The following is a 22,829-nucleotide window of genomic DNA, read 5'->3' as shown; positions in this document are numbered from 1 at the left end:
TATTTCCATACGTTTGCCCGCGAACAAACCCGCACCAAACGCTGGGGAATAGCCGTTTATCTGTAGCTGGTTTCGCGCCCAAGCCTAGGCATAGTGCTTCGATGATGTAGGAGCTTTCTGATTAACTTGTAATTCACGGATTAACTAAGCCCCGCTATTGACACTCCTCTCCGCAGACTTTTATCTAGTCGGCAACCGGCGCCCCTTAGTTAAAACAACCCGCACTAAAATCGAACAAATAGTTGTCGCTTTTATTGCCAGTTGATTCGCGCCTTTTGTTTTCCAGAAACGGATTTCGCTGCAAGACTTCAAGGAGAGAAACCGATGACCCGCACTTCGCACACCCCCGAACTTGCAGCGCCAACACTGGCATGCGCACAGAAGACCGGCATCAACCTGACAACAGCAGCTCACCTGTTGATCGATGTGCCGTCCTACCCTGGCATGGATGATGGTGATCTGATCGAACTGTTCTGGAACAAATGCTATGTCGCCTCAAAAGTCCTCGGCACGGCCGATGTCGGTAAGTCAGTCAGCCTGCGGGTGCCGGAAAGTTTCGTTGCCAACGGTACCGCGCGCATTCACTACCGCGTGATGCAGGTCGGCCAGGGTCCGGCGTTATCGCCAGCCACCCGTGTGCAGGTCAAACTCGATTGCCCCGGAGGCCAGCCAACTGCGCAGTGCGAAGACGAAAATCAGCAACTGGCGCCGGTGGTCATCCCTGACACGATTCGCCGTCAGGGAGTAAATCCCAACCAGATCAAACGCGGCGTGCCGCTGACCATCGAGCCGTACCTGAACATGGCCGAGGACGATGCCATCACCCTGCGCTGGGGCGACGTGCGCATGGATCTGGCGCCTGTTACAGCAGCGGATGTCGGACTGCCGATTCAGGTCTGGGTACCACCGGCAGTCATCGTCGAAGCGGGCGAGGATCTGCGGCTGGACGTGACGTATTGCATCCTCGACCGGGTCGGCAACAACTCGCGCTGGGCGCCGCCGCGCACGTTGAAAATCGGTTGCGTGAATCCGTATGTGAAAGTCCCCTTGAAGCCCGAATTCAAGGCCGCTGAATCGCGCACCAAGTGAGACCTGCTCAGGATGGGAGGTCAGTGACCTCTCACCTGAAACTCACTAACCAATGCTGACATCCCCCTTCTATACATATTCCTAAAAGTTAGTTTATTTAATTTTTATACACGCTTAGGGTATATGCACCGGACCACCGGACATTCTTTCAATCGTCGCACTTCGCGGCGTTTTTCATGAGATGTGAGGTAGGTATGGTCCGGAACACAATCACCCCAGTGCAGATCGCCAGGGCATTGCGTGCAGCCAGGGAGCGGCACTGATGTCCAGTCTGGCAGATGCGAATCTGCAGTCCGATCAGGACATCGCCCCGCTGTTGTTGCCCGCGCAAGTGTTGCGCAACGATGCTCAAGCCATCAAGGCCGCCCATGATCTGGCGCAAGTCGCCCGCGTGCAGGCGGCCAAACGCGACCGCCAACGCAAACTGCCATGGTCGGAAATCGAACAGTTTACCCGCAGCGGCCTCGGCAGCATTGCGATCCCGCGTGAGTACGGCGGCCCGCAGGTTTCCTTCGTCACGCTGGCCGAAGTCTTCGCGATCATTTCCGCCGCCGACCCGGCGCTCGGGCAGATTCCGCAGAACCAGTTCGGCATCATCAATCTGGTGCTCGGCAGCGCCACCGAAGCGCAGAAAAAGCAATTGTTCCAGAGTGTTCTGGAAGGCTGGCGCATCGGTAATGCCGGCCCGGAACGCGGCACAAAAAATACCCTGCAACTGAAAGCGCGAATCACCGCCGACGGCGATGACTACGTGATCAACGGCCAGAAGTTCTACTCCACCGGCGCGCTGTTTGCGCATTGGGTCGCGGTGAAAGCGCTCAATGATGACGGCAAGCAAGTACTGGCCTTCGTCCGTCGCGGCACGCCGGGTTTGCGCATCGTCGATGACTGGTCGGGCTTCGGCCAGCGCACCACTGCCAGCGGCACGATCCTGCTGAACAACGTACGCGTCGAGTCGAGCCTGGTTATCGACAACTGGAAGATCAACGACAAGCCGAACACCCAAGGTGCAGTGTCGCAGCTGATTCAAGCGGCGATCGACGCCGGCATCGCACGCGGTGCTATCGACGACGCCATCGATTTCGTCAAAACCCGCGCGCGGCCATGGATCGACGCCAAGGTCGAGCGCGCCAGCGATGACCTCTACGTGATCGCCGATATCGGCAAACTGAAAATCGAACTGCACGCCGCCGAAGCGCTGCTGCGCAAGGCCGGCAAAGTGCTCGATGACGTCCACGCCGCGCCGCTGACTGCCGAATCCGCCGCACGCGCTTCGATCGCCGTGGCCGAAGCGAAAGTGCTGACCACCGAGATTTCGCTGCTGGCCAGCGAAAAGCTCTTCGAACTGGCCGGCAGCCGCGCGACCCTCGCCGAATTCAATCTCGACCGTCACTGGCGCAACGCCCGCGTGCACACCCTGCACGACCCGGTGCGCTGGAAGTATCACGCGGTCGGCGCCTATCGCCTCAACGGCACTTTACCGGCTCGCCATTCCTGGATCTGAGACGACCAGACATCTGGAGAAAAACATGACGCTTTCCCATCACGTCGCGGTCATCACCAGCGATGAGCAAGCCCTGATCGTTGCCAGCGACCTGGCCGAAGACTTCAAACGCGACAGCGCCATCCGCGACCGCGAACGCCGCCTGCCATTGGCAGAACTGGAAGTGTTTTCCCGTTCCGGCCTGTGGGGCATCAGCGTGCCGAAAGAATATGGCGGCGCGGGCGTATCCAATGTCACCCTGGCCAAAGTCATCGCGCTGATCGCCCAGGCCGACGGCTCGCTCGGGCAGATTCCGCAGAACCATTTCTACGCATTGGAAGTGCTGCGCGTGAATGGCAGCGACGAACAGAAAAAGCGCCTGTACACCGAGGTCCTCGCCGGCCAGCGCTTTGGCAATGCCTTGGCAGAACTGGGCACCAAAACCGCTCACGACCGCGTCACTAGTCTCAAACGCGACGGCGCTGGTTATCGCATCAACGGTCGCAAGTTCTACTCGACGGGGGCGATTTACGCGCAGCGCATTCCAACGTCGGTGGTCGATGAAAACGGCGTACAGCAACTGGCCTTCGTCCCGCGCGAAAGCAAGGGCCTAACGGTGATCGACGACTGGAGCGGCTTCGGCCAGCGCACCACCGGCAGCGGCTCGGTAGTGTTCGAAGATGTGTATGTAGCGGCCGAAGATGTGCTGCCGTTCCAGAGCGCTTTCGAGCGCCCGACCCCGGTCGGCCCGCTGGCGCAGATTCTCCACGCCGCCATCGACACCGGCATCGCCCGCGCCGCTTACGAAGACGCCCTGCATTTCGTGCGCAGCAAGACCCGCCCATGGATCGATTCCGGCAACGACAAAGCCACCGAAGACCCGCTGACGTTGAAAAGCTTCGGCCACCTGAGCATCCGCCTGCACGCCACCGAAGCCTTGCTCGAACGTGCCGGCGAATTTCTTGATGCCGCGCAAGCCGAAACCAACGCCGAAACCGTTGCCGCCGCCTCGATCGCGGTCGCCGAAGCGCGAGCGATCAGCACAGAAATCTCCCTCGCCGCTGGCAGCACGCTGTTCGAACTCGCCGGCAGCCAGGCCACCCTGAGCGAGCACGGCCTCGACCGCCACTGGCGCAACGCTCGCGTGCACACCCTGCACGACCCGGTGCGCTGGAAATATCACGCAGTAGGCAATTATTACCTCAACGATGAAAACCCTCCGCTGCGAGGGACGATCTGATGACTGCTGCGAAAAAGAAGATTTTGCTCAACGCGTTCAACATGAACTGCGTCGGCCACATCAATCACGGCCTCTGGACGCATCCGCGCGACACCTCGACCCGCTACAACACGATCGAGTACTGGACCGAACTGGCGCAGTTGCTTGAGCGTGGATTGTTCGATGGCTTGTTCATCGCTGATATCGTCGGCGTCTACGACGTCTACCAAAACTCGGTGGACGTCACGCTGAAAGAGTCGATCCAGTTGCCGGTCAACGATCCGCTGTTGCTGGTTTCGGCGATGGCCGCGGTGACGAAAAACCTTGGCTTCGGCCTCACCGCCAACCTTACTTACGAGCCGCCGTATCTTTTTGCCCGGCGCATGTCGACGCTCGATCATCTGAGTCGCGGTCGCGTTGGCTGGAACATCGTCACCGGTTATCTGGACAGCGCCGCCAAAGCCATGGGCCTGCGCGAACAGGTCGAACATGACCGCCGCTACGACCAGGCCGAAGAGTATCTGGAGGTGTTATACAAGCTCTGGGAAGGCAGTTGGGAAAACGGCGCGGTGCTTAACGACCGCGAACAGCGCATCTATGCCAACCCGGAAAAAGTGCACAAGGTCGAGCACAAGGGCGAGTTCTATCAGGTCGAGGGTTATCACCTCTGCGAACCGTCGCCGCAGCGCACGCCGGTGCTGTTTCAAGCCGGCAGTTCCGACCGCGGCTTGATATTCGCCGGGCGACACGCCGAGTGCGTATTCATCAGTGGCCAGAACAAACCGTCGACCAAAGTACAGGTCGACAAGGTCCGCGCCAGTGCCGTCGAGGCCGGGCGTAACCCTGAAGACATCAGGGTGTTCATGGGCCTCAACGTCATCGTCGGCGCTACTGAAGAGGCGGCGTGGGCCAAGCATGCCGAGTACCTCAGCTACGCCAGTGCCGAGGCCGGCGTGGCGCATTTTTCCGCCTCCACCGGCATCGACTTTGCCCAGTACGAAATCGATGAGCCGATCCAGTACGTGAAGAGCAACGCCATTCAATCGGCAACGAAAAACCTGCAGAACAACGACTGGACCCGACGCAAATTGCTTGACCAGCACGCCCTCGGTGGCCGTTACATCACCGTGGTCGGTTCGCCCGAGCAAGTGGCGAATGAGCTGGAAGCGTGGATCGCCGAAACCGGTCTGGACGGCTTCAACCTGACCCGCATCGTTACCCCGGAAAGCTATGTCGATTTCATCGAACTGGTGATTCCCGAACTGCAGCGACGCGGCTCGTACAAGACCGCATATGACGGCGGCACCTTGCGCGAGAAGCTGTTTCACGCTGGGCCACAGCTGCCTGAGCAACACAGTGGATCTTCGTACAGGCATCAGAAGCTTCGCGAGCAGGCTCGCTCCCACATTTGAAATGCGTACCCCTGTGGGAGCGAGCCTGCTCGCGAAGAGGCCCTCCCCGGCACCACAAACTCATGCACTGACTGGAAAAACCATCATGACCAAAAAAATCCTGTCCCACCCAGTCAAAGCACTGGCCCTGGCCTTCGGCCTGTTCAGCTCGGCAGTGTTTGCTGCCGATGCGCCGCTGAAAATCGGCACCACCGCCGCGTTTGCGATTCCGCTGGAAGCCGCCGTCGAAGAGGCCTCCAAACAGGGCTTGAAAGTCGAGCTGGTGGAATTCACCGACTGGATCGCGCCCAACGTCAGCCTCGCCGCTGGCGACATCGACGTGAATTACTTCCAGCACATTCCATTTCTGGAAAACGCCAAGGCCGCCTCCGGTTTCGACCTGGTGCCGTTCGCCCCGGGAATCATCAACAACGTCGGCCTGTATTCGAAGAAATACAAAAGCTTCGATGAACTGCCCGAAGGCGCCAGCGTCGCCATCGCCAATGACCCGATCAACAGCGGTCGCGGTCTGCAATTGCTCGCCAAGGCCGGTTTGATCACGCTGAAGCCGGGCGTTGGCTACAAGGCTACCGAGGACGACATTGTCGCCAACCCGAAGAAGATCAGGATCCTGCAGGTCGAAGCCGTGCAACTGGTGCGCGCCTATGACGACGCCGACCTGGTCCAGGGTTATCCAGCCTACATCCGTCTGGCGAAGACCTTCGATGCCGGCTCGGCACTGCTGTTTGACGGTCTCGATCACAAGGAATACGTGATCCAGTTCGTCATCCAGCCGAAGAGCAAAACCGACCCGCGCCTGATCAAGTTCGTCGACATCTATCAGCATTCGCCAGCCGTCCGCGCGGCGCTGGACAAGGCCCACGGCAAGCTCTACCAAGCCGGTTGGGAAAGCTGAGCATGACTGCCGCGATCCAACGGCGACTGGAGCTTCCAGAGCCACAGCATGCCGAACAAACCGAGCTGCATCCCGAGTTGAATCGCGCCCACGTACGCTTTATCGGCGTAGGCAAAACCTACAACGGCCGGCAAGGTCCGGTCGCAGCGTTGCAGGGCATCGACCTGGCGATTCAGCGTGGTGAAGTGTTTGGCATCATCGGCCGCAGCGGTGCCGGCAAGTCGTCGCTGATTCGCACGATCAATCGCCTGGAGCAGCCAACGTCGGGGCGGGTGTTGATCGATCAGGTCGATATCGGCGAGTTCGATGAAAACCGCCTCGTCGCTCTGCGCCGGCGTATCGGCATGATCTTCCAGCACTTCAATCTGATGTCGGCCAAGACCGTCTGGCAGAACGTCGAGTTGCCGCTGAAAGTCGCCGGCGTGCCCAAGGAACAGCGCGACAACAAGGTTCGCGAACTGCTCGAACTGGTCGGCCTGCAAAGCAAGCACAAGGCGTATCCGGCGCAACTCTCCGGGGGGCAGAAACAGCGTGTCGGCATTGCCCGCGCGCTGGTGCATGACCCGGACATTCTGCTCTGCGATGAGGCGACATCGGCGCTGGATCCGGAGACCACGCAGTCGATCCTCGGCCTGTTGCGCGAGATCAACAAACGCCTGGGCCTGACCATTGTGCTGATCACTCACGAAATGGCAGTGATCCGCGAGATCTGCGATCGCGTCGTCGTGCTCGAGCATGGTCATGTGGTCGAGCAAGGCCCGGTGTGGCAAGTGTTCGGCAATCCGCAACACGCAGTCAGCCAGACCTTGCTCGCACCGCTGCAACACACCTTGCCGGAAGAACTGCAAAGCCGTTTGCAGGCGCAATCCACGGCGTCAGGTGCCGCTGTGGTATTGCGTTTGCAGTTCACCGGCAGTGCCGCTGATGAACCGGATCTGGCCGCGTTGTTTGCGGCGTTGGGTGGCCGAGTGAAGCTGCTGCAGGGTGGCGTCGAACGGATTCAGGGTCATGCGCTGGGGCAGCTGTTGCTGGCGGTCAGCGGCTCGACTTTCAGCGCCGAACAATTGCGCGAACGCGCCGGGCAATGGGCGCAACGAGTGGAGGTATTGGGCTATGTGGTTTGATCGCTTGCTGCAGGGTTTCATCGACACTTTCCTGATGGTTGGCGTGTCGTCGTTGATCGCGCTGCTGGTGGGGATTCCCATGGCGGTGATTCTGGTCACCAGCGACAAGGGCGGGATCTACGAAGCGCCGCTGTTGAACCGTGCGCTGGGCGCCTTCGTCAATCTGTTCCGCTCGATCCCGTTCCTGATTCTGATGGTCGCGCTGATTCCGTTCACTCGCCTGATCGTCGGCACCACTTACGGTGTATGGGCCGCCGTGGTTCCGCTGACGATTGCTGCGACGCCCTTCTTTGCGCGTATTGCCGAGGTCAGTTTGCGCGAGGTCGATCATGGCCTGATCGAAGCTGCACAGGCCATGGGTTGCCGGCGATGGCATATCGTCTGGCATGTGCTGCTGCCCGAGGCACTGCCGGGAATTGTCGGAGGGTTCACCATCACGCTGGTGACGATGATCAATTCGTCGGCCATGGCTGGGGCAATTGGCGCCGGTGGGCTGGGGGATATCGCTTATCGCTACGGCTATCAGCGTTTCGACAGCCAGATCATGTTGACGGTGATTGTCTTGCTGGTGGCGTTGGTGGCGGTGATTCAGTTAGGTGGCGACAGGCTGGCGCGAGGGCTGAATAAGCGCTAATGTCGATAGCGGCAGGTGGCCATCAACCAGACCCATGTGATCGCACTATTTTCGGCATCGCCCTTAGTGAAAATCAGATGTCTCCTACACGGTTTTTAGCGTTTCGCCAGCCCGAACCACGCGGGTTTGCAGGACGATTCCTAGAATAATTTGCCTGCTTGTACCCGAAATATCCGGTAGCTAATCTCCGGTCGTCACTGTTTTGCGGTGACCGGATTCAGTTGTCCGGATTCGCTGGGCGTACAGTCAGGCCTGACCTCGGCAGAGGCTTTAGCTGTCCGATGTTGGCTGTGTGCAGGGCACTTTCGGGTGCATCGATAACCGGCGGCCGGCGACTGATCTGCGTGCAGCCGCCGTCCTGCTCGTTTAGTCGCGAAATGGTTGGCTCCCACTTGATGTCAGGAGTTTACCCATGGAAAAAAATCTCACCGATCCGCCACTCAGCCTTACTTCCAGCAAGCGGTTCACCGAGGATTTGCTCAAGGATCGCTCTGCATTGTGCCGCGCCGTTGACTCGCATCTGGCCGGCACTCAGGTCACGTTGGCGGGACAGAAACGCGTCTACAGCATCAGCGAGGATGTGACGCTGGAGGACGCCCAATTATATGTCGCCGACCTGTTGCGCTGCGCATCGGTGACCGTCCATCAATGCGGTGACCAGCTCGGGGGCGCGGATCGAGCCATGGTGTTCTCGGTCTGGCACCTGCTGGAAATGGCCAAGGCGATGATGGACCGTTCGATCGATTGCCTGGGGGCGAAGCAGCACTGACGCCCTGGCACCCATCGCCGCCTGCGCTGGCGCCAGCGCAGGCGGCGTTTTTTTGCCGGTGAAAAAGCTTATAGTCCGACCTCACATTGCCAATACAGCATCGATCATGAAGCAGACGCCCAGCGACCTCGAACAGATCACCGCCACTACCCTCGGTCACTACAACTCGGTGGCCGAGGACTTTCGCGAAGGCACTCGCGACCACGATGTCAGCCAGAACATCGAGGCCTTGCTGCGCCACATTCAGGCTGAGTCGCCGTTGACGATTCTCGATTTCGGCTGCGGTCCGGGCCGTGATCTGCAGACCTTTACACGCATGGGCCACGTCGCGATCGGCCTTGATGGGTCGCAGGAATTCGCGCGCATGGCCCGCCAGGACAGCGGTTGCGAAGTCTGGCAGCAGGACTTTCTCAAGCTTGATCTACCCGCCGAGCGCTTCGACGGCATCTTCGCCAATGCCGTGCTGTTTCATGTGCCGTTGCAGGTGTTGCCGCAAGTGCTACGGCAACTGCACGGCACCTTGAAACCGGGTGGCGTGCTGTTCAGTTCCAATCCGCGCGGGGACAACCGTGAAGGCTGGAACGGGCCGCGATACGGCTCGTATCACGATCTGGAAGCCTGGCGCGGGTTGCTGACGGCGGCAGGTTTTGTCGAGCTTGAGCATTACTACCGCCCCGCCGGGTTGCCGCGTGAGCAGCAGCCATGGCTGGCGAGCGTGTGGCGTCGAGTTGATTGAAGATCAAAAGATCGCAGCCTTCGGCAGCTCCTACGCTGGAATGCGTTTCCCTGTAGGGGCTGACGTTGGCTGCGATCTCTGGTTCTTGCTTCAGGAAGATTCTTTTTCAGGCTCGCGAATCTTGTACCAGGCCACATACAGCGCCGGCAGAAACAGCAGCGTCAGCAGCGTCGCCACCACGATGCCGCCAATCATTGCGTAGGCCATCGGCCCCCAGAACACTTCGCGGGCAATCGGGATCATGCCCATGCTCGCCGCCGCTGCGGTCAGCAGGATCGGCCGGCGCCGGTGTTCGGTAGCTTCGACCACCGCATCCCACGGCGCATAGCCTTTCTGCTCGAACTCATCAATCTGCGTCACCAGAATCACCGAGTTGCGGATGATGATACCGATCAGCGCGAGAATCCCGAGGATCGCCACAAAGCCCATCGGCGTGCCGGTCGGCACCAGCGCCAGCACCACGCCGATCAGCCCCAGCGGCGCCACACTGGCGACCAGGAACATCTTCTGCACGCTGTGCAACTGGATCATCAGGAACGTCGCCATGAGGAACAGCATCAGCGGCAGCACCTTGGCAATCGGCCCCTGGGCCTTGCCGCTTTCCTCAACCGTACCGCCGGTAGCGACCTTGTAGCCGACCGGCAGTTTCGAGGCAAAAGCATCGATTGAGGGCTTGAGCAGTTTCACCAGATCGGTCGGCTGAATCTCGTCGCGCACCGAGGCCTTGATGGTGATGGTCGGCAAGCGATCGCGACGCCACACCAGCGGCTGCTCCAGTTCATAGCGGACGGTGGCGAACGCCAGCAGCGGAATCGAGGTGCCGCTCGGCGTAACGATCTGCAGGTTCTGCAGGGTTTCCGGGGTGCCGCGTTCGGAGTCCACCGCGCGACCGACCACATTGATGAGGTAGATGTCGTCATCGACCTGGGTCAACGGCGAGCCGCTGACAATGCTGTTCATCAAATTCGCCACGTCTTCGGAGGACAACCCGAGTTGCCGCGCCTTGTCCTGAGCGATGTCGATGCGCAGGACTTTGCCCGGCTCGTTCCAGTCGTAAATGATCTCGCCGATGTGCGGGTTCTTGTCCAGTTCGGTGGCCAGGTCGATGGCGTGTTTGCGCACCTGATCAACATCTTTGCCGCTGACTCGATACTGAATCGGACGCCCCACGGGCGGGCCCATTTCCAGGGCCTGCACGTAGCTGCCGATGCCGACGAAGTCCTTGTGCAGGCGCTCACGCAGGCGCTGACTCAACGCCTCGCGGGCTTCGAAGTCCTTGCTGACGATCACCAGCTGCGCGTAGTAGGGGTTCTGTAATTGCTGGTCCAGCGGCAGGTAGAAACGGATCGCGCCCTGACCGATGTAAGTGCTCCAGCGCACGATGTCCGGATCGCCCTTGAGCGTCGCTTCGAGTTTGTCCACCGCTTTGCGGGTTTCGTCGATGGAAGCGTTTTGCGGCAGGTTCAGGTCGACGAGAATTTCCGGGCGGTCGGATGCCGGGAAGAACTGGTTCTGCACGAAACGCATGCAGAACACCGCCAGCACGAACAACAGCACGGTGACGCCGATCGCCCACCAGCGATTGCGCATGGCCCATAGAAGCCCGCCGTTGAACGCCCGGCCGACGCGACCCGGCTCGGCGTCATGGGCCTTCACCTTGTCGCTGAGGATGTGTACGCCAATCACCGGCGCGAAGAACACCGCCACCACCCACGAGACGATCATCGCCACGGCAATCACCGCGAACAACGTGAAGGTATATTCACCCGCCGAACTGGCGTTGAGGCCAATGGGCACGAAACCGGCGACGGTCACCAGCGTACCGGTGAGCATCGGGAACGCCGTCGAGGTGTAGGCGAACGTCGCCGCCTGCTCCTTGCTCTCGCCCATTTCCAGGCGCGTAACCATCATTTCCACGGTGATCATCGCGTCGTCCACCAGCAGACCGAGGGCGATGATCAGCGCGCCGAGGGAAATCCGCTGCATGGTGATGCCGCTGTATTCCATGAACACAAAGACCATCGCCAGCACCAGCGGAATCGAGCAGGCCACCACCAGACCAGCGCGCACGCCGAGGCTGATGAAACTCACCACCAGCACGATGATGACCGCTTCGAACAGCGCGCTGGTGAAACCGCCGACGGCCTCTTCCACCACCACCGCCTGATCGGAAACGGTGTGCACGCCGACGCCGACAGGCAAGTCAGCGGTGAGCTGGTCGATGCGCTCGTGCAGCGCCTTTCCGAATTCCTGAACGTTGCCGCCCTTCTGCATGGCAATCGCCAGGCCGATCGCCGGTTTGCCGTCGAAACGAAATTCCGGTGTCGCCGGGTCGACATAGCCACGGCTGATATCAGCGATGTCGGCCAGACGATAGAAGCGGTCGTTGAGCTTGAGGTTGACCTCGGCCAGATCTTTCTCCGATTCGAACTGACCCGACGTGCGCACGGAAATCCGCTCCGGCCCCGCCTCGATCACCCCGGCCGGGGTCACGGCGTTCTGCGATTGCAGGCTCTGCACCACCTGGCGCTGGTCGATACCCAGCGCTGCGAGTTTGCGCGTGGAGAAATTCAGGTAAATCGTTTCGTCCTGCTGGCCGACCATTTCGATCTTGCCCAGCCCCGGCACGTTGCGGATTTCTGCGCGCGCCTGCTCCACATAATCGCGCAACTGGCGCATGGTCAGGCCGTCGGCGGTGAAGGCGTAGACCGAGCCGTACACGTCACCGAATTCATCGTTGAATCCCGGCCCCTGAATACCCTGAGGAAACTGGCCGCGAATATCGTCGATCTTCTTGCGCACCTGGTACCAGATTTCCGGGATGTCCTTGGCGCTGGTGGTGTCGCGCAGGTACACGTACACCGTCGATTCGCCGGGGCGCGTGTAGCTTTTCACGTAGTCGAGGGAATCGAGCTCTTCGAGTTTTTTCTCGATGCGGTCGGTGACCTGCTTGAGAGTTTCTTCCTGGGTCGCGCCCGGCCATTTGGTCTGGATCACCATGGTCTTGATGGTGAACGACGGGTCTTCTTCGCGGCCCAGATTGAAGTAGGAGAAAACACCCATCAGCAACCCGACAAACATCAGGTACCACACGAAAGACTGGTGCTTGAGGGCCCATTCGGAGAGGTTGAAAGAGCCTTTCATTGACTGTCCTCGTCAAGTTTTACCGATTGTCCGGGTTTGAGACTGTTGACGCCGGCGCTGACCACGCGCTCGCCGTTTTGCACACCGCCGGCCAGCACCACGCTGTTGTCGCCACGGCTGACCACGCTGACGTCGCGGGGGTTGACGGTTTTGTTCTGCGTGTCGATCACCCAGATCCGGGTTTTGCCATCGACTTCCTGCAACGCAGTCAGCGGCAGTTCGATACGCGGCTTGATCGCCGAGCTGAGGGTCACGCTGATCGCGGTACCGAGGCGGAAACCGTCCGGCGTATCCGACAGGGTCAGGCGTGCGCGGCGGGTGCGCGTGGCGCTTTGAGCCTGGGGTTCGATCTCGCGGATGATTGCCGTGGTGTTGATGCTCGGGTCGAGTTGCGCAGCCACCGAGAACACCACGTCGCTGGGCAACTGATCGACCAGGGTATCGGGCAAATCGATTACCGCTTCCTTGATGTCCGGTTGCGCCAGCGTCACCACTTGTTGCCCGGCCGTCACCACTTGCCCGGCCTCGGCGTTCCACGCGGTGACTACGGCTTTGTGATCAGAGCGTAGCTCGGTGTAGCTCAGTTGATCCTTGCTCTGGCTGACCGCCGCCCGAGCCTGATCGAGCGAAGCCTGGGTGGTTTTCAGGTCCGTGTTGGCAACGTCCAGTTGCGCCTGCGCACCGACGCCGCGATCAAACAGCGCTTGCTGCCGACGTGCATTGGCCTGGGCGTTGATCAGTTGCGCCTGGATCCTCGCCAGATCGCCTTGGGCCGAACGCAACTGGTTCTGCTGATCGGACGGATCGAGGGTGGCGAGCAGGGTGCCCTTCTGCACCTCGGCGCCGACATCGACGTTACGGCTGGCGATGCGTCCGCCGACGCGGAAACCGGTGTTGCTTTCATAGCGCGCCTGAATGCTCCCGGCGAAGCGCCCGAGGCTTTCTTCATTCAGCGCTTTGACCGTGACCGACAGCACCGGGCGTACCGGTTCCGGCGGTGTTTCCTTTTCCGAGCAGGCGCCCAGCAGCAGCGCCATGCACAACAGGCCGAGGCGCTTCATGGCTGCGCTCCCGGTTGCAGATCCTTGTAGGTGTTTTCGGCAATCTCGACTTTCATGCCGGGGTGCAGCAACTGACCGCCGGCGACGATGACTTTCTCGCCGCCCTTGAGGCCTTCGCTGATGATCACTTTGCCGGTCAGATAGCGACCGACCGTGACCGTATGCAACTGCGCTTCGCCTTTGTCATCGACCAGCCACACCGCCGGGTCGCTGATGTTTTTTGTCAGCGCCGACCAGGGCAGTTCCACCGCCGATTTGCCGGTGCCCTTGGCGGTGGCACTGACCACCGAACCGAGCTGCATGCCCGGCGGCAGCTTGTCGAGGCTGACCTTGACCTGCACGGTGCCCGATTGCGCCGACACCGATGGCGTGATCTCACGCACGGTGCCGGTGGTTTTGATCTCGGGATTGTCGAGCAGGCTGACCACGATCGAACGATCGGACGGACGCTCGGCCAGCAGCGATTCGTAGACATTGAACACCGCGTCGCGGTCGCCATCACGGGCGAGGCTGAAAATCGGCGCGGTGGCCTGCACCACCTGGCCGACTTCGGCCTGGCGTTCGGTGATCACGCCCGGCGCATCGGCGATCAGCGAGGTGTAGCTGAGCTGGTCCCTGGCGTTGGCCAATTGCGCCTGCGCCGCGCTCAATGCGCTCTGGCTGCTGCGTAGCGCCGCTTGCGCCGAATCGTATTCGCTCTGGCTGGTGTAGCCCTTGGGCAAGAGTTTTTGCTGACGCACGAAAGCGGCCGCCGCTTGTTTTACGCGGGCCTGTTCAGCGACGACCTGGGCTTGAGCGGAATCGACGTTGGTTTGCAGATCTTTAGGATCGAGTTTGGCCAGCACCTGTTTGGCGGTGACGCGGTCGCCGACGTCGACCATGCGCTGGATGATCTTGCCGCCGACGCGGAACGACAACTGCGTCTGCACTCGCGCCTGCACATCACCGGTGAGGGTCACCGCGGCGGCGTAGTTGGCCGGCTCGACCTCTTGGACAAAAACCCGCGGCAGGTATTCCTGAGCAGGTTTCTTGTCGCCGCAAGCGGTGAGCAAAGTGAACAGACTCAGCATGACCGCTGTTTTCATTCCGGGACTTGCCATGCAGACTCCTTCCTGTGTACGAACGTGCAAGTGACGATACGACTGTGAGCTTAGAACAGGGTTCAACGTTCGCCTGAGCGATCACAACATTTCCGTGTGGAAGCTGCCGAAGAGAGGGAATTCCATGCTTCATACCTTGGCCGTGGCCAATTACCGCTCGATCAACAAACTGGTGATTCCGCTCGGGCGCCTGAACCTGATTACCGGGCCCAACGGCAGCGGCAAGTCCAACCTCTACCGCGCCTTGCGCCTGCTGGCCGAAACCGCGCAGGGCGGCGTGGTCAACGCGCTGGCGCGTGAAGGCGGGCTGGACTCCACGTTCTGGGCCGGACCGGAAACCATCAGTCGACGCATGCGCAACGGTGAGGTGGCGATCGAGCCGACCGTGCGCCATGGCGTGAAAAGGTTGCGCCTGGGATTCGCCGGCGAGGACTTCAGCTACGCCATCGGCCTGGGCCTGCCGGAGCCGAGCACTTCATGCTTTGCCCTCGACCCGGAAATCAAGCGTGAGTGCATCTGGGCCGGCCCGGTGTTTCGCCCGGCGAGCCTGCTGGTCGACCGCAACGGTCCGATGATCCGCGCCCGCGAAGGTCGCGCCTGGGATGTGCTGGCGCAACACACGCCGAACTTCGACAGCCTGTTCGATCAGGTCGGCAATCTGCGCAGCTCGCCGGAAGTGTTCCAGATGCGCGAATTCATCCGGCGCTGGCGCTTTTATGATCACTTTCGCAGCGATGCCGACGCGCCGGTGCGTCAGCCGCAACTGGGCACACGCACGCCCGTGCTGCACCACGACGGCCGCGATCTGGCGGCAGCCTTGCAAACGATTATCGAGATTGGCGATCCGCAAGCACTCACCGCAGCGGTCAGCGATGCCTTTCCCGGCGCGCGCCTGAACATTGCGCCGTTGGCCGGCGGCCGTTTCGCTATCGAGTTTTATCAGGAAGGCTTGTTGCGACCGCTGTCAGCGGCAGAACTGTCAGACGGCACCTTGCGTTATCTGCTGCTGATCGCCGCCCTGCTGACCCCGCGTCCGCCATCGCTGATGGTGCTCAACGAACCGGAAACCAGCCTGCACCCGGACCTGCTGCCGGCGCTGGCACGGCTGATCATCCGCGCTTCGGAGCAGTGTCAGGTGTGGGTGGTGTCGCACGCGCGGCGATTGATCTCGGCGTTGCAGGAAGACCCGGAATGCAACTGCATCGTGCTGGAGAAGACGCTGGGGCAGACCGGGATTGTCGGGCAGCGGGTGCTGGATGAGCCGGCGTGGCATTGGCCAGATTGAGCGGTGACTGAAAAATTCGCGAGCAGGCTCGCTCCCACAATCGTACGCGGTCGAATGTGGGAGCGAGCCTGCTCGCGAAAGCGATTCAAGCGTCACCGCTGAATCAAGGCACTAGCCCTGCCACTTGCCCCCTTCAACAATCACACTCTCAGGGCGGGTGTCATCGCTCAGCTCTTTGCGCACATATTGGTCATACAGCTTGAGCAGGTATTTCTCCTCGCCCAATTTGGCCAGCTCGCTGTTGACCCAGTCACGCAACTCGAGATTGCCCTTTTTCACGGCCGGCGCAATCGGCGCCTCGGCTCCGAGCTTTTCTTCAAGCACGCGATACCCCGGGTTCTGCTTGGCCCAGCTGAACAGCACCAGATTGTCCTGCGCATAGGCATCGCCACGACCATTGGCCAAGGCTTGCAGCGACTCGGAGTTCTTTTCGAACTTGAGCAGTTTCCAGTCCGGATGGTTTTTGGTCAGCCAGATATCCGCGGTGGTGCCGGTGGTGACAATCGTGGTGCGCGTCGCCAGATCATCGAGTTTCTTCACCGAACTGCCCTGCGGCACCAGTGCCTGCACGGCGACCTTGAGGTTCGGGTTGGTGAATTCCACCGCTTCCTTGCGCTCCGGGGTGACGGTCATGTTGGCGAGGATCAGGTCGACCTTGTCGCTCTGCAAAAACGGAATGCGACTGGCCGGCTCGACGGCAACAAACTCGACCTTGTTTTCATCGCCGAGCAGATCTTTGGCGAAGCGCCGGCCAATGTCGGTGTCGAAGCCTACGTAGCGCCCGGCCTCATCGACGAAACCGAACGGGGGCTTGTCGGTAAATACACCAACGATCAATTTGTCGCGGGTCTTGATCTTGTCCAGATAACCGGCGGGTGCGGCGCTTTCGCTGGCGACCTTCGGCTTTGGTGGCTCTTCGGTTTTACCGCAACCGGCAAGCAAGGCGAGGCTAAGCAGGGGCAGTAACAAAGCGGCAGTTTTCATAGCAGTTCCAGTTCCTTTTTCGGATTCGTTTCTGGCGATGTTGCAACGAAGGAGAACTTCTCCAGAAACTGCTGCGCGCGTGCGGTTTGCGGGTTCGTAAAGAAAATCTCGGGTGGGGACTGTTCGAGGATGCGTCCGGCATCCATGAACACGATGCGGTCGGCCACCGCGCGGGCGAAGGCCATTTCGTGGGTGACGATCAATAAGGTCATGCCTTCGCGGGCCAGACCCTGAATGACTTGCAGTACTTCCTTGACCATTTCCGGGTCGAGGGCGGCGGTGACTTCGTCGAAGAGCATGACGCGGGGGTTCATGCACAGCGACCGAACAATGGCGATGCGTTGCTGCTGGCCGCCGGAGAGCTGACGCGGGAAAGCATCGCGCTTGTCCAGCAGGCCGACACGTTCAAGCAAGGCTTCGGCCTGCTGTTGTGCTTCGCGGCGCTGGCGCTTCTGCACCTTGAGCGGGCCGAGCAGCAGATTGTCCAGGACGCTCATGTGCGGGAACAGGTGATAGCTCTGGAAGACCATGCCGATCTGCTGACGGATTTCGCGCCAGTCGATGGCATTGTCCAACAGTTCGCGCCCGATGAACTTCAAGCTGCCGCTGTGGGCCTCTTCCAGGCCATTGAGGCAACGCAGCAAGGTGCTTTTGCCGCAACCGCTGGGTCCGAGAATGACCACCACTTCGCCGCTCTGTACTTGCAGATCGACGCCATTGAGCACCTGCTGGGCGCCATAGAATTTGTTGAAACCGTGAAACTCGATCAGTGCACTCATGCTTGCGTCCAGCGTCGCTCCAGCACGCGCGAAGCGGCCGAGAGCGGGTAGCAGATGAAAAAGAAAAACAGGAACAGCGCACCGTAAATCAGTACTGATTCGTAGGTGCGCTCGATGATCTGTTGGCCGACCTTGATCACATCGACGACGCCGATCAGCACCGCCAGCGAACTGGTCTTGATGATCCGCGTGTAGACGTTGATGGTCGGCGGCGTCATGCGCTTGAGTGCTTGCGGCAGCAGCACGTAGCCATACAGTTGCGCTGCATTGAGGCCGATCGACAGCCCCGCTTCACGCTGTCCGCGCGGCAACGAATGCAGCGCACCACGCGCTACCTCGCCAACCTCGCTGGCGCCCCACAGCGACAGCACCAGCACCGCGCACCACAAACTTGGCAGGCTCAGGCCAAAGAAAATCGGCAGACCGAAGAACAGCAGGTACAACCAGACCAGCACCGGTATCGCCCGGAACAGCTCCAGATAGATGCGCAAAATCGCGTTCAACCACGCTACGTTCAACGTACGCAGAACACCGTAGAGCACACCGCCGACGGTGCTGATGGCGATGCTCAGAAATGAGATCGACAAGGTCTGACCGGCGCCTTTCGCCAGTTGCGGCAACGACACCCAAAGCAATTCAAGACCCGAACTGGCCATGCTGGAGCCTCCTTTCAAGACGGCTGAGCAACAGCGACAGCGGCAAGAACAGCAGCACGCAGATCAGCGTCAGCACGGCGAGCATTTCGTAGGTTTTGTAGTAGAGCGCGATATAGCTCTTGGTGGTGTAGAGGATTTCCGGCACCGCTACCGCCGAGACCACGGTGGTTTCCTTGAGCAGGAAAATGAAATTGGCGAACAGCGACGGCAAGCTGAGGATCCCGGCCTGCGGCAGGATCACGTAGCGCAGCAACTGGCCGTGAGACAGGCCAATCGACCGTCCGGATTCCAGTTGCGCCTGGGGCACCGCATCGACGCCGGCGCGCAGCACTTCGGTGAGATAGGCGCCGCCAAGGAAAGTCATGGTGATGATTGCGGCAGTGAAACCGGAAACCTGGATCCCCACTGCCGGCAACGCGAAGTAGACGAAGAACAGCTGAATCAGCAACGGCGTGTTGCGCGCCAGCTCTACATAAAGGCCGACCATTTTCTGCAGGTATGGCGTGCGAAACACCAGAATCGTCGCGTTGAGCAGCGCGACCAGCAGCGAAGTGCCGATGGCGATCAGTCCGACCTGCAGCGTCACGCCGACGGCTTTGAGAAAGGCCGGCAGAGTGCTGAGGATAAAGGCGTAGTCGAAAGTCATGAAGCGTCCTGACGCCGCAGGGTAAGCGGCGGTGATGCAATCCATGGACAGCGGGTACCTGTCCGGCAGGCACTGACTTTATAGGTATAAAAACAAGAATTTAAATACCGTTAAAGCATATTGATATCACCCAAAAAACTATCCGGTGGGTTTGCCGGGAAGGAATAAGACGGCTATTTTTCTTTGCGCTGTAGGACGGATCTTTTTTTCACGAAAGACCTCCAAGGAACCGCAGCTTTTGGCCAGACTCTCCGGCCCATTCATCACAAGGAAGAAAGACATGGACGTAAAAGTGCCGCAGCGGCTGGATCCGCAGGACATCGTGAAATTGCTCAGGGCGTTGCGCCGGGCGTTGAAGACGCAGGTGGCCTGAGGTAACGGCAAGATTGATCGTTCCCACGCTCCGCGTGGGAATGCAGCCCGGGACGCTCCGCGTTCCATTAAGGGCCGAACGCGGAGCGTCCGATGAGGCATTCCCACGCAGAGCGTGGGAACGATCTTTTCAACGGCTTGAAACGCACGCACAAAAACGCCGATGCCCATCACTGGCCATCGGCGTTTTTACCTTTGAAGCAGGTTCACTCAAGTCAGATCAGAATGCCGGCAGCACCGCGCCGCTGTACTTCTTCTCGATGAACGCTTTGACTTCCGGGCTGGTCAGGGCCTTGGCCAGTTTCTGGATCGCGTCGCTGTTCTTGTTGTCCTCACGGGCCACCAGGAAGTTCACGTACGGCGAGTCGGCGCCTTCGATCACCAGCGCATCCTTGGTCGGGTTCAGCTTGGCTTCCAGCGCGTAGTTGGTGTTGATCATGTCCAGATCAACTTCTTTCAGCACGCGCGGCAGCAGGGCCGATTCCAGTTCCTTGAACTTGAAGTTGTGCGGGTTCTTGGCGATGTCTTTCGGCGTTGCCAAAGCGTTCTTCGGATCTTTCAGTTCGATCAGACCGGCCTTCTGCAGCAGGATCAGCGCACGGCCGCTGTTGCTGCCTTCGTTGGGGATGGCGATGGTCGCGCCGTCCGGCAGCTCAGCCAGAGTCTTGTACTTGCTCGAGTAGCCACCGAACGGTTCAACGTGAACGCCCTGCACGGTCACCAGATACTTCGCCTTGTCGTCCTTGTATTTGCCCTGGTTGAAGCTGTCCAGATACGGCTTGGTCTGGAAGTAGTTGGCGTCCAGACGCTTCTCGCCAACCTGTACGTTCGGCTGCACGTAGTCGGTGAAGACTTTGATTTCCAGATCCACGCCTTCTTTGGCCAGGGTCGGCTTGATCAGCTCGAGGATTTCAGCGTGAGGCACCGGCGTTGCGGCAACCACCAGTTTCTCGCCGGCGTTGGCGAAAGAAGCCGTGAGCGCAGCCGCCAATGCGGTAAACAACAGAACCTTTTTCATGCAGTGTCCTTATCGAAAATCACGGTCGTCATCGACGACGGCATTAATACGTGTGCCAGTGAAGTGATATCGCTGGCGTGAGGCGGACAATACCCGGATTTTTTATTCCCGGACAATAACGTTTATTCAGCTTCATATTCCATTTTGTTCATGTTGAGGAAAACGGCTCACACCGCCTCGCTCAACTGAATCAGCCATTCTTTCAATGCCTTACGCTCTGCACCGCTGCCGCCGATGTGGGTCTGCCTTACCAGACGTTCGATCTGAACCTGCGGCGCAGACGCGTCGGGCAGGTTCAGGTGTTCCGGCAGAATCTCGTCACCGGTGCTGACCAGCAGGGCGAAGTGAATGACGTTTTCCAGCTCGCGGGTGTTGCCAGGCCAACTGTGCTGTTCGAGTACATGCTGCGCGGCTTCGCTGATCAGCGGCACGGGCAGGTCGAGACGCTGGCTATAGATGCCGAGGAAATACTCGGCGAGCGAAAGGATATCGCCGGTGCGCGCGCGCAGCGCCGGCAATTCGAGCTGGCCCTCGCTGAGGTAGTGATAGAGCCGCTCGTGGAATTTGCCGGCGTCCACCGCTTGCGCCAGATCGATGCTGGTGGCCGCGACCAGGCGCACATCCACCGGACTTGGCTGATGCGCACCGACGCGGGTGACTTCGTGGTTTTCCAATGCCGCGAGCAACTTGATCTGGATCGGCAGCGGCAGATCGCCGATCTCATCCAGGTACAAGGTGCCGCCGTTGGCCGAACCGAACCAGCCGGCGCGGCTGCTGGCCGAACCGCTGTAGCTGCCGGCGGCGTAGCCGAACAGTTCGGCGTCGGCGTAGGTCGGGCTGATCGCGCCGCAGTTCACCGAAACGAACAGACCGCTGCGGTCACTGGCGCGATGGATATGCCGGGCGAGCAGCTCTTTACCGGTGCCCGTCTCACCGCGAATCAACACTGAAATCGAACGCGGTGCCAGTTGCTCGAGTTCTTCGCGCAATTGCCGTGAACGCGGATCGACAAATACCAGCGCCTTGGCGCGAATGCTCAGGGGGCTTTTTTCCGCATCGGGAAAGGTCAGCAAGGGCTGACCGAAAGTTTCGAAACTCATGGCAGGCTCCCGCCCAAAACCGCCAGCCGACGGGGGCGTTGAATAAAAAGGTCAGGCGCGACGGCGGGCGTGGTGTTCCAAGCGGTTTTGCAGGCGATAGAGGTAGGCAAACCCCTGCTCCCAGCGCTGATGCCCGGACTTGACGTTGATGTGCCCGGCCCCGGCAAGAATCCCCGCCTCCGCGCCCCAGTTGCGCGCCAGTTCCAATGCGCGCGGCGCGCTGACGGCGGCGTCGTTGTCGGAACTGACCACTTGACTGGGGAATGGCAACAGATCCGTCGGAATCGGTGCGAAGTTGCGCAGTGCCGGCGCGCAGGCAGGACGCTCGACGTCGGCCGGCGCGACCAGCAACGCCCCGCGCACCTGACGCAGGTATTGCAGCGGCGCAGTTGCCGCCCAGTGAGCAACGGTGATGCAGCCCAGGCTGTGAGCGATGAGGATCACCGGTGTGCTGTCGGCGGCAATCGCTTCGGCGAGCGCGGCGACCCAGTCCTCACGGCGCGGCGTCAGCCAATCGGCCTGCTCGACCCGCGCGCTGTTCGGCAGGCTGTTCTGCCAATGGCTTTGCCAATGATCTTCTGGCGATCCCTGCCAGCCCGGCACAATCAGGTAACGGATTGATTCATTGCGCATGGGGAGCTCTCCTGCGTCGTGTCTGTTCCGGGTCGAGTATAGGGAGAGGAGTTATATTCGTTAAGGAATAAGAAGCTATTTATTAATACCCATAATGCATATGAGGCGCGAATCCTGTGGGAGCGAGCCTGCTCGCGAATGCGGTGCATCAGTCGACGCTGATGTTGTGGAGAATGCCGCCTTCGCGAGCAGGCTCGCTCCCACATTGGAGAGTGTCGTGGGCAAAAAACGAATAAAAAAAGGGCCGCACCCTGCCAAGGAGACGGCCCCGGAAAAGCAAAAACCTGTCACCGCGCGGTGATCACCGACAATTTGGTAATCCCTGCCCGTTCGATCGACGCCATGGCTCGCGCCACTTCGCCGTAATTCACCCCGTCATCGGCCTGCAATTGCACGCGCACTTCCGGGTCCTTGGCCTTGGCCGACTTGAGGTTGAATTCCAGCAAGTCCGGCTGAATCTCATCCTTGTTGATAAACAGCTTGCCGGCGCCGTCGATGCTCACCACCAGTGGATCCTTCTGCTCGACCGGCGCCACCGCTTCAGTCTTCGGCAGGTTGATCGGTATCGCATTGGTCAGCAGCGGCGCGGTGACGATAAACACCACCAGCAGCACCAACATCACATCCACCAGCGGCGTCACGTTGATCTCGCTGAGCACCTCATCCGTGTCTTGCGTGGAGAAGGCCATA

At 60.2% G+C, this 22,829-nt stretch carries 21 protein-coding genes; 10 read left to right on the top strand and 11 right to left on the bottom strand.

Annotation, left to right across the window (positions count from 1 at the left end):
- The first annotated feature begins 324 nt into the window (after window positions 1-324).
- The 9 genes from ACZ0AZ_RS10055 to ACZ0AZ_RS10015 all read left to right on the top strand — a co-directional run bounded on the left by ACZ0AZ_RS10055 (window position 325) and on the right by ACZ0AZ_RS10015 (window position 9,361).
- Complete coding sequence (locus ACZ0AZ_RS10055; RefSeq protein WP_463537304.1) at window positions 325-1,089, top strand: hypothetical protein; 765 nt, start codon at window positions 325-327, stop codon at window positions 1,087-1,089.
- Window positions 1,090-1,351: 262 nt separating this feature from the next.
- On the top strand, window positions 1,352-2,593 hold the full coding sequence (locus ACZ0AZ_RS10050; RefSeq protein WP_463537303.1) for an SfnB family sulfur acquisition oxidoreductase: 1,242 nt from the start codon (window positions 1,352-1,354) through the stop codon (window positions 2,591-2,593).
- Window positions 2,594-2,618: 25 nt separating this feature from the next.
- A complete protein-coding gene (locus tag ACZ0AZ_RS10045; protein ID WP_463537302.1) occupies window positions 2,619-3,812 on the top strand; it encodes an SfnB family sulfur acquisition oxidoreductase in 1,194 nt (397 codons plus the stop codon).
- On the top strand, window positions 3,812-5,203 hold the full coding sequence (locus ACZ0AZ_RS10040) for an LLM class flavin-dependent oxidoreductase (protein WP_463537301.1): 1,392 nt from the start codon (window positions 3,812-3,814) through the stop codon (window positions 5,201-5,203). Before ACZ0AZ_RS10045 ends, ACZ0AZ_RS10040 begins: the two co-directional genes overlap by 1 nt.
- 85 nt (window positions 5,204-5,288) lie before the next feature.
- Window positions 5,289-6,098: a MetQ/NlpA family ABC transporter substrate-binding protein gene (locus ACZ0AZ_RS10035; RefSeq protein ID WP_039756402.1), complete on the top strand. Its 810-nt coding sequence runs from the start codon at window positions 5,289-5,291 to the stop codon at window positions 6,096-6,098.
- Window positions 6,099-6,100: 2 nt separating this feature from the next.
- Window positions 6,101-7,222 (top strand): methionine ABC transporter ATP-binding protein, encoded by a 1,122-nt coding sequence (locus tag ACZ0AZ_RS10030; protein WP_463537300.1) that lies wholly within the window; start codon window positions 6,101-6,103, stop codon window positions 7,220-7,222.
- Window positions 7,212-7,856: a methionine ABC transporter permease gene (locus tag ACZ0AZ_RS10025; RefSeq protein ID WP_039756400.1), complete on the top strand. Its 645-nt coding sequence runs from the start codon at window positions 7,212-7,214 to the stop codon at window positions 7,854-7,856. Before ACZ0AZ_RS10030 ends, ACZ0AZ_RS10025 begins: the two co-directional genes overlap by 11 nt.
- A 412-nt stretch (window positions 7,857-8,268) precedes the next feature.
- Window positions 8,269-8,625: a DUF6124 family protein gene (locus tag ACZ0AZ_RS10020; protein WP_039756398.1), complete on the top strand. Its 357-nt coding sequence runs from the start codon at window positions 8,269-8,271 to the stop codon at window positions 8,623-8,625.
- 106 nt (window positions 8,626-8,731) lie between these two features.
- Complete coding sequence (locus ACZ0AZ_RS10015; protein ID WP_463537299.1) at window positions 8,732-9,361, top strand: class I SAM-dependent methyltransferase; 630 nt, start codon at window positions 8,732-8,734, stop codon at window positions 9,359-9,361.
- Between the two features lie 90 nt (window positions 9,362-9,451).
- Here the strand turns inward: ACZ0AZ_RS10015 and ACZ0AZ_RS10010 are convergent, their stop codons facing one another.
- Genes ACZ0AZ_RS10010 through ACZ0AZ_RS10000 form a run of 3 tightly spaced genes read right to left on the bottom strand, consistent with a single transcriptional unit; the run spans window position 9,452 to window position 14,666 of the window.
- On the bottom strand, window positions 9,452-12,505 hold the full coding sequence (locus tag ACZ0AZ_RS10010; protein ID WP_463537298.1) for an efflux RND transporter permease subunit: 3,054 nt from the start codon (window positions 12,503-12,505) through the stop codon (window positions 9,452-9,454).
- Window positions 12,502-13,566: an efflux RND transporter periplasmic adaptor subunit gene (locus tag ACZ0AZ_RS10005; RefSeq protein WP_039756393.1), complete on the bottom strand. Its 1,065-nt coding sequence runs from the start codon at window positions 13,564-13,566 to the stop codon at window positions 12,502-12,504. The genes ACZ0AZ_RS10010 and ACZ0AZ_RS10005 overlap by 4 nt, the downstream gene beginning before the upstream one ends.
- Window positions 13,563-14,666, bottom strand: coding sequence for an efflux RND transporter periplasmic adaptor subunit (locus tag ACZ0AZ_RS10000; protein ID WP_039756391.1), 1,104 nt, complete (start codon window positions 14,664-14,666; stop codon window positions 13,563-13,565). Before ACZ0AZ_RS10000 ends, ACZ0AZ_RS10005 begins: the two co-directional genes overlap by 4 nt.
- A 124-nt stretch (window positions 14,667-14,790) precedes the next feature.
- Here ACZ0AZ_RS10000 and ACZ0AZ_RS09995 point away from each other — a divergent pair, with 124 nt between their 5' ends.
- Window positions 14,791-15,951, top strand: coding sequence for an AAA family ATPase (locus ACZ0AZ_RS09995; RefSeq protein ID WP_039756390.1), 1,161 nt, complete (start codon window positions 14,791-14,793; stop codon window positions 15,949-15,951).
- A 111-nt stretch (window positions 15,952-16,062) separates the two neighbouring features.
- On the opposite strand, the gene ACZ0AZ_RS09990 is transcribed toward ACZ0AZ_RS09995, so the two are convergent.
- From ACZ0AZ_RS09990 to ACZ0AZ_RS09955, 8 genes are all read right to left on the bottom strand, one after another.
- Window positions 16,063-16,935 carry a transporter substrate-binding domain-containing protein gene (locus ACZ0AZ_RS09990; protein ID WP_463537297.1) on the bottom strand — a complete coding sequence of 291 codons (873 nt, stop codon included), beginning with the start codon at window positions 16,933-16,935 and terminating at the stop codon, window positions 16,063-16,065.
- Window positions 16,932-17,714, bottom strand: a complete 783-nt coding sequence (locus tag ACZ0AZ_RS09985; protein ID WP_129998357.1) for an amino acid ABC transporter ATP-binding protein — start codon at window positions 17,712-17,714, stop codon at window positions 16,932-16,934. Before ACZ0AZ_RS09985 ends, ACZ0AZ_RS09990 begins: the two co-directional genes overlap by 4 nt.
- Entirely contained in the window at window positions 17,711-18,370 is a 660-nt protein-coding gene (locus ACZ0AZ_RS09980; RefSeq protein WP_129998358.1) for an amino acid ABC transporter permease, read from the bottom strand. The genes ACZ0AZ_RS09985 and ACZ0AZ_RS09980 overlap by 4 nt, the downstream gene beginning before the upstream one ends.
- A complete protein-coding gene (locus ACZ0AZ_RS09975; RefSeq protein ID WP_129998359.1) occupies window positions 18,351-19,016 on the bottom strand; it encodes an amino acid ABC transporter permease in 666 nt (221 codons plus the stop codon). The genes ACZ0AZ_RS09980 and ACZ0AZ_RS09975 overlap by 20 nt, the downstream gene beginning before the upstream one ends.
- A gap of 592 nt (window positions 19,017-19,608) precedes the next feature.
- Window positions 19,609-20,406 carry a MetQ/NlpA family ABC transporter substrate-binding protein gene (locus ACZ0AZ_RS09970; RefSeq protein WP_039756381.1) on the bottom strand — a complete coding sequence of 266 codons (798 nt, stop codon included), beginning with the start codon at window positions 20,404-20,406 and terminating at the stop codon, window positions 19,609-19,611.
- A gap of 167 nt (window positions 20,407-20,573) precedes the next feature.
- Entirely contained in the window at window positions 20,574-21,506 is a 933-nt protein-coding gene (locus ACZ0AZ_RS09965; protein WP_039756380.1) for a sigma 54-interacting transcriptional regulator, read from the bottom strand.
- A 51-nt stretch (window positions 21,507-21,557) separates the two neighbouring features.
- The gene (locus ACZ0AZ_RS09960) at window positions 21,558-22,139 is read right to left on the bottom strand and encodes an alpha/beta hydrolase (RefSeq protein WP_007918704.1); all 582 of its coding nucleotides are present in this window, start codon (window positions 22,137-22,139) and stop codon (window positions 21,558-21,560) included.
- A 287-nt stretch (window positions 22,140-22,426) separates the two neighbouring features.
- Window positions 22,427-22,828, bottom strand: coding sequence for an ExbD/TolR family protein (locus ACZ0AZ_RS09955; protein WP_007972930.1), 402 nt, complete (start codon window positions 22,826-22,828; stop codon window positions 22,427-22,429).
- Window position 22,829: the final 1 nt, after the last annotated feature.

This window comes from Pseudomonas sp. AC239 (genome assembly GCF_979258545.1).
The sequence above is the reverse complement of the archived record's forward strand: the minus strand, read 5'-3'. Positions and strand labels throughout refer to the sequence as shown.